General features: G+C 42.0%; 2 protein-coding genes. Both read right to left on the reverse strand.

What is annotated here, in order from left to right:
- Positions 1-21 precede the first annotated feature (21 nt).
- Positions 22-4878 (reverse strand): neuraminidase-like domain-containing protein, encoded by a 4857-nt coding sequence (locus AC4II3_RS30755; RefSeq protein ID WP_488016188.1) that lies wholly within the window; start codon positions 4876-4878, stop codon positions 22-24.
- A 115-nt stretch (positions 4879-4993) separates the two neighbouring features.
- On the reverse strand, positions 4994-5749 hold a 756-nt coding region (locus AC4II3_RS30760), incomplete at its 5' end, for a hypothetical protein (protein WP_488016190.1).

Consider the following 5749-nt stretch of genomic DNA (forward strand, 5'->3'; position numbering starts at 1 on the left):
GGGCTAGAGAACAAGCCCTGTCTATGTTACAAGCTTCGTTGTCCCCCTGCTAGCTAGATTCCCTACTGTTGTTGCTGGTAAATCCCTACGAGCCTCTGACAATTCGAGCTTGCGTTCTTTTTTAACCAAACTATTGTGTTGATATTCAAAAACATCCACTGCGTCCAAAATATGATCGTGATAGCCCCCAGCAAAAATAGCTAGATTCCCTACTGTTGTTGCTGCTAAACGAGAACGTGGCACTGAAAGTTCGAGATCGTGTTCTTTTTTGACCAAAGTCCCGTTTTGATATTCAAAAACATCCACTACGTCTGAATAATTATCCTTGTCATCGAAGCCTCCAGCGAAGATAGCGAGATCCCCTACTGTTGTTGCTGCAAAAAAACTACGTGCCTCTGACAAGTTGAGGTTGAGTTCTTTTCTGACCAAAGTCCCGTTTTGGTATGCAAAAACATCCACTACGTCCAAATAATTTGGAGTACTGCCCCCAGCGAAGATAGCGAAATTCCCTACTGTTGTTGCTGCTAAACGAGAACGTGCCTCTGACAAGTTGAGGTTGTGTTCTTTTTTGACCAACTCCCCATTTTGGTATGCAAAAACATCTATTACGTCCGAAAAATCCTCGCTGGTCATGCCTCCAGCAAAAATAGCGAGATTCCCTACTGTTGTTGCTGCTAAATGAGAACATCCCACGGAAAGTTTGAGATTGTGTTCTTTTTTGACCAAAGTCCCGTTTTGGTATGCAAAAACATCCACTACGTCCAAATAACCGCCATCAGTACCTCCAGCAAAGATAGCGAGATTCCCTACTGTTGTTGCTACTAAATCCTGACGTCCCACGGAAAGTTTGAGGTTGTGTTCTTTTCTTACCAAAGTCCCGTCTTGATATTCAAAAATATCCACTCTGTCCGAAATCTCAGCCTCAGCGTTCACGCCCCCAGCAAAAATAGCTAGATTTTCTACTGTTGTCGCTGCTAAATTAAGACGTCCCTGGGAAAGGTTTGGACCATTATATCTTTCTAGGAAAGTTGTAATAGCTGGTAATAAATCGCTAGCAATTGTTGCTTTCAATTCTGAATCTTTAATATTGTTCTTTCTTTCTTCAAAAAACGAGTTTTGTTTGGCATTAAATTCCCTTGCTAACACAGACTGCAAGCCGCCAAAGACACTTGTTATCAGTCCAGACTGGAGGCTTGGCTCTGGAACTACCATAGGGTAAACTTGCTGCCAAAAATCCTCGCCCAAGCTGGAATCGTCTACATTATTACTACCATTGGGAATTTCTACATCTGTAAGCAGGTCTTGGGGTGCCACCCATTTCTGAGCGACGTTCTGAAAGGAATACTTAATCGTTGCCCGGGTAATCTTCACTGTCTCATTTTCATCATTGCCCTCGGGTTTTTCATCATTGCCCTGGGGTCTTTCAATATCCTTCGTCTCCACCCAAAAAACAAACAAACGATTAAATGCATACACAGGTGCCAAATAGTCCGAGTTAATTTGCAGGTCAATTTTTTGCCAATGTCCCCACAGGGGTTTATTATCGGAAGGTCGCTCGCAAGTTCGATAATAGAAGGTCTGGGGTTGAGTTAGGGTTTTCGCCAAAATCAACAACGTTTCAATGGGTTCGGGACTTTTTGGCGTTTGCACGAAAAAGCGACCGCTATCAACAATTTGCAGCTTTGCCAGTTCCGCCAACTTATCAAAGTAATTGTGATAGGCCACTTCTACCGTAGCCGCCGTAATCTCCGACTGCAATAACTCATCCTGCAATTCCTTAAAAATAGGAGACGCATCCCGACGCAAACTGGGGTCGATGTAGTTTTCCGGGTACAAAAACACCTTGCGGTTAGCTTCCCACAGGCGATAATTCATAATCCATTCCCACCACACTGGGGGAATCTTCACCTCACTTACACCCGGTTCTATACCCATTTGACAGCGCTGCAAATAAGTTTTTACTGACAAAATGGCCAACTGAATGGGAGAATTACGAGCACAACTGGTCATCTCCACATCTAGCAGCAGATATTCCGAAAGTTGGCGCAAATTTGCCATCTCTAGTTTCCACAAAGCAAACTCAGAGAGAATTTGGCTTTGGCGTTCTGTAACAGCGCCATTGAGCTTTCCAAAAACTTCAATCCATTCTTCATAACCGTACTTTGCTTGGGTTAAATTAACTATAGAGTTGGCTTGATTTTTATAAGTCTCCCAATCTTCACTTGCCGCTCCATCTTTCAATAAATCGCACAGATCGCATAATATCTGAACGCGACAGCCCAGGTCAAGACTGAGGTCAAAACATCCCTTGAGTTTCAGCAAACCTTCTACTGAATCATAGAATTCTTCTTCTCCTGAGGGTTCCTCTTCTGAGGGTTCTTCTTGTGAGGGGTTGAAATAGTCAATAACTTGCTGGATTTGTTGTTGATTCCAGCCTGTCAGTTCGGCTAGATCTTTGATAGAAGGCTTTTCCAAATATTCAATTACCCCATTATCGGGTTCATCGAAATGACCGACTAATTCGTGCTTAAATCGGTAGAGAGTCTCGACTTCTCCAACTTTGAGCTCTGTCAGGGATTGGATATTGTAGGCTTTGCGATTGTTGATAACGCTCGTTATTTCTGGATCTGTCAGGGGGAGTTTGAAAACCAGCAAGTACATTTGCGAGATGTATTTCAAACACCGGACAATCCGCTCCCATTCATCTGTTCCTGTTTCAACTGGAGTTAACAGCAGTTTGATATAGTCTTCTCCTTCTGCACCCACCGGGGCTAAGATAGAGAATAAACCAGGCTCAATGCCAACCATTTGGGCGATGGTTTCATTCAATTCATTTCGTTGTTCGTCACTTAAGTCTCCTTCTGGTAGTTGGACGTTTTCCCATAAACTCTCCATTAAGGATTCCAAATTATTTTCTGGCAAAACGACTTCCACAGAAGTAGACTCAATTCCATAGAGAATGTAGTCGAGTTCGTAGAGGGTGAAACCCGATGCTTTCAGCCATTGAGCTAAGTCAGCGATCGCGATTAGTTCTTCGATGTCCAGTTTTTCAGGGGATTGCAAGGATTGATCGAGGAACTTTAACAGCAGTTGATACTCTTCTCCCTTTAATCCAAGTAAATTAAGCACTTGGGCATTCCGGAAAAGTCTTGACAAATTGGCAATGTCTAAAGGAATGGATTCCTGTTTTGGAAACATTCCCTTAACCAGCACATGAAAATCCTTATCCTTCAATTTCAAGGCTGCCAGGAGGCGCTTTCGCAGCAGAGAATTGCGCTCGTCGGTGCCATCAATTTCCCAAGGTTCTGCAGGCGGAAATTCTTCTTGTCCCTGAAAAATAAACGGGTTGTTAAAGATGCGATTGAATAAGTCTTGAGGGCGGCGTTCTGGTTTGTCACCTTTCCCTATCGTCTTCATGTCGTGCCAAAAACTGCACAGCACGTCTAAGGGCAACTTGGTTTGGACTTCCAGTCGCTTAATTTGGGCAATTTTTTTAATCGCTTTTTCATCAATCTTTTTAGTTCCATCAGAGGAGATAGAAGCGAGAACCCAGTCCAAATCGGCAAAAGACCAATCCAGTTTTGCAGCCAGACGCAGGAAGCGATCGATGCGATCGAGTGCCCCCAAGGTAAGTTCTTCATCTTCCTCTGAATCGAGAACTTTAATTTTTATTTTGTCTTCATCGTTCAGGTAAATATATTTCTTTGTATCTTCATTTGTATCTTCATCTGATAACCCTTGATTGATGTAGAACTGATCAGCTACGCCTTTTTCAATTTCGCCTTCGTCTCCTGAGGAAAGATTTTGATAGAGTAAGTCATTTAATTCCTGCCAAGAGAGTTTTGTTTGTTTGAGGAATATGTCTTTTTCGTCTAATCCGCCTAAGTCAGATTCCGACACTGTAACGCCGTAGCGATCGCTCAAACTTCCAGCATTAGCGTTTTCTGTGATGATCAAATTATAGTCTTCTGGAGAAAGCCCTAAATACTCCCTTGCCCAAGGCATACTGTCAGGTTGTTGAGGATGAAATGTTTGGTAAATATCCGCAAGACTCGTCTCTAAATTGCCGAGATAAATCCGCATCTGTTCCAGATAAATATTGAAGGGCAAATTCCGGGGATATAGAACCGTCGCCAGATGTTTAAATACATCCTCTCCTTCCAGTTCCTTTTTCAGTTTTTCCTCTAAAACTTCGCTGACAATTTGGGTGTAGGGAACCGTATCATTAGTATTGTCGCAAGTCAAGAGAATATTTTCTAAATCGGGGCGACGACCGTTGAGACTCAGGTTATCGTCAGTCTCAACAATATACTCTTCAACCATCCGCATTAAATCGACAAAATAGGCAGATGGGCTAAAAATCGACTGACAGGGTTCGCATTGTAAATAATCCAGACTGCCGAATAATTCTGGGTAGCTGGGAATATCCCCTAAACTATTCCTGATTGACTGGGCGCTGTCAAATAATGCCGTTGCCTGGCGTGGGGAACTAAACTGGATGGCATTAGCCAAAAAAACCATTAATCCTGCTGTTTTTTCCCTGGCCTGGCGATGAACTGTTTTGGCCTTTTCGGGGTTACTAAAGTTAGCCGCTTCCACAAAGGCAGTTTCGGAGAGGGAGGCGATGGCTAAGGCAGAATCTAATTTGCGATCGCTTTCAGATAAAGCCATTGCTTCTTGTGCATCAACACCCAAGCGCAATAGTCGTTGGCAGGCTTTGAGACGATCAACGATAGGATCTTGGTCTAAACTTTCCCAATTTAATGAGGTCAGAGCATTCTGATCGAAGAATTTAAAGCTTAGTAAGTCAACGTCTTGGTTACGGTCAAAGAATGGCTTGAGAATTTCGTTGTTTTTAATTGCGGTTAATTCTGACATTTTTACCTCTTTTTTTGGTGTTTTAAGTTTGGGGATTGGGTTGGATTGCGGTGCGTTACACTTCCTTAACGCACCCTACAAGATCGGCGATCGTACTACGAGGGAGGCGATCGCACTACTTCAAAGTATGGGGAAAATACTTCTTAGAGTGTTCCATGAAATTTATTTTGGGTTTACCTAATCCTGTTTTAGCCGTTTCAAATTCATCTATAACTCCTTTCAAGAAATCGAAGTTTTTTTGCTTTCCTTCAGCAAACTTTCTCATGGCATCTGCTCCACCTTTTGCTGCTGCAATAAAACCAAGCTCCTTTGGAGCTTCACTTCCCGTACCAAAAACATCAGCAAAGGAAAATTGATTCCTCTTTAGAAAATGGAGATTAGCAATAGCAATATGGGGCGCTATACCAGAACGCAATGTTTCTGATGTTGCAATTAATGTTCCTAGTTTAAGAATTTGCTCAACATCTTTCTGTACCAAGCTTTTATCAATTCCTTTACTTGAAGCAGTACCTTTTAAAGTTCTTCTGATGCCTCTGACAATATTGGCTTTTCTTTTTTCGTATTTTTCCTTATTTCTTTTCGCACTTAAGTAGTTTATATTTGCTTTATTCCGCCGACCCTTGTCATGTGTAATCCTCTTTATTCCTAAATTTTTATCCATTATTACTTTGTATAATTCTATATTTTGATCGACTTTTTTGTCAAAATAGTCAACTATTTTTTTGTATTCCCCTGCATCAGAATGAAAATAATTTATCTTTTCTTCATCTCTGGTGTTTCCCATATTGCTTGTTAACAGAAATTTGTAGCTTTTATCCTGGGGGGGCGACGAAACAGCCTGAAATGCTTGGTATGTAAAGTTTGTAGGATT

Source organism: Moorena sp. (assembly GCF_982860115.1).

What these genes read in the sequence shown, in the direction of transcription:
- AC4II3_RS30755 (WP_488016188.1), bottom strand. Translation starts at nt 4,878, where the DNA reads ATGTCAGAATTAACCGCAATTAAAAACAACGAAATTCTCAAGCCATTC.